1 protein-coding gene is annotated in these 1,627 nt (G+C 63.7%); it reads right to left on the bottom strand.

The features are described from left to right. On the bottom strand, positions 1-1,528 hold a 1,528-nt coding region (locus tag CWO89_RS43975), incomplete at its 3' end, for an integrase catalytic domain-containing protein (protein ID WP_165421607.1). Between the last annotated feature and the right edge of the window lie 99 nt (positions 1,529-1,627).

Genomic DNA, 1,627 nt, shown 5'->3' with positions numbered 1-1,627 from the left:
TAGCGGCGGCCCCAGTCCCGGGGTCAGCGGCCTGTGCCGCACCTTCAGCCGTGCGCGGGATGATCGTCTCGACTGCTTTGCGTCTGAGCGATCGCAACAAGCGCTGCACGATGGTGTGCTGTGGAGGACCGAACTGTTCGGGGCATTGTTCAGCGAGGCGACCGAGAATTGCCAGCGCGGTCAGACGGGGCTCGGCCGTCAGCCAGCGCTCGATGTTGGCGAGGTGCGGATCGAGCATTGATGGCATTCTCATGCGCTTTTTGTATGGCTTGCGCATGCGCCGATGGATGATGCGCTGCTCCCCTAGATGCAGGTCATTGCCGAGCTCCTTCGCGAACGCTGCTGCGATCTTTGTCGGCGCCGGTGGGCTTGCTGCCGCGAGCCTGCCCAATCGGGCGTCGACACGCGTGCCGAGCTCCGCCTGGGCGTCTCTCATCTCGGCCAGCAGGGCCACGGGATCGAGCGTGCGATGAAGCTCTCGAAGACGCCGTTTGACTACCTTGCTCAACCTCGGATGCCCCAGTGCTCGTTCATAGGGCGTGGCTGGAACATGGTAGCGCTTGATCACCTTCGCGCCCTCGCGTCGCTTGTCCTTCAGCTTGAAGGACGGCTGGAAGAAGTTGGTGTGCAGCCGAGATGCAGCATACAAACGTTCAAGCACGCGCGTCGTCTCGACACCATCGAAGCGACCGTACCCCACGAGTCGCCGGACGACCGCGCCGTTCTTCTGCTCGACGAAGGCCTGATCATTCTTCTTGTAGGCGCGCGAGCGTGTCACCTCGATCTTTTGCGCGCGACACCAGGGCACGACGACGTCGTTCATGAATGCGCTGTCATTGTCAAAATCGGCGCCGCGAATGACCCAGGGAAAGAGGCTCTGCGCGCGCTCCATCGCCCGCACGACGAGGCCGCCCTCGCGCGTCACCAACGGCATGCACTCGGTCCAACCAGTCGCGACGTCGACCATCGTCAACGTCTGAATGAACGAGCCAGCTACAGATGTGCCGCCATGCGCCACCATGTCGACCTCGCAGAACCCCGGCGGCGGATCGTGCCAGTCATTGAACGTCCGGATCGGCACTTCACGGCGGACCGCCGAATAAAACCCGACCCGCCGGCGCTTACCGCCGGCCGCGGCAATTTTGGTCTCGACCAGCAGGCGATCAATCGTGGCTGCACTCACGCCGAGCACCAGCGCTCGATCGGCCTGGTCGAGCTTGAGCCGGCCATGCCGCTCCAGCGAAGGCAGCAACGTCGGAATCATTACCTTCAGCCGCTTGCCGCAGATTCGATCCGAGACCTCCCACAAGGCCACCAGCGCATCCCTGATCTTGGCGCCGTAGGTCGGCCTTCGCTGCCGCCTGGCCTCCGGCGAAATTGCGACATGGCTGGCAAGCGCCCGGACCGCGTGCTTGCGATGCCAGCCGGTCACCGCGCAAAGCTCGTCGAGTATGCGCCCCTTATCTGCCCGCCCTGCCAATCGATAGCGCTCTACCACCGCCGCCGTGAGCTCGCGCCGAGCACCCATGCTGATCCGTCCTGCCATCGGTGACACCGATCCGATTCGGTGTCGCCGCCCCAATCCTGACGGTCAGTTCTCCGGTAACATTCTTGATGAGGCAATGCG

Origin of the sequence: Bradyrhizobium sp. Leo170 (assembly GCF_004296405.1) — a bacterium.
GTDB lineage: Bacteria > Pseudomonadota > Alphaproteobacteria > Rhizobiales > Xanthobacteraceae > Bradyrhizobium.
Note: the sequence above shows the minus strand (reverse complement) of the source record. Positions and strands in the feature narration are given on the sequence as shown.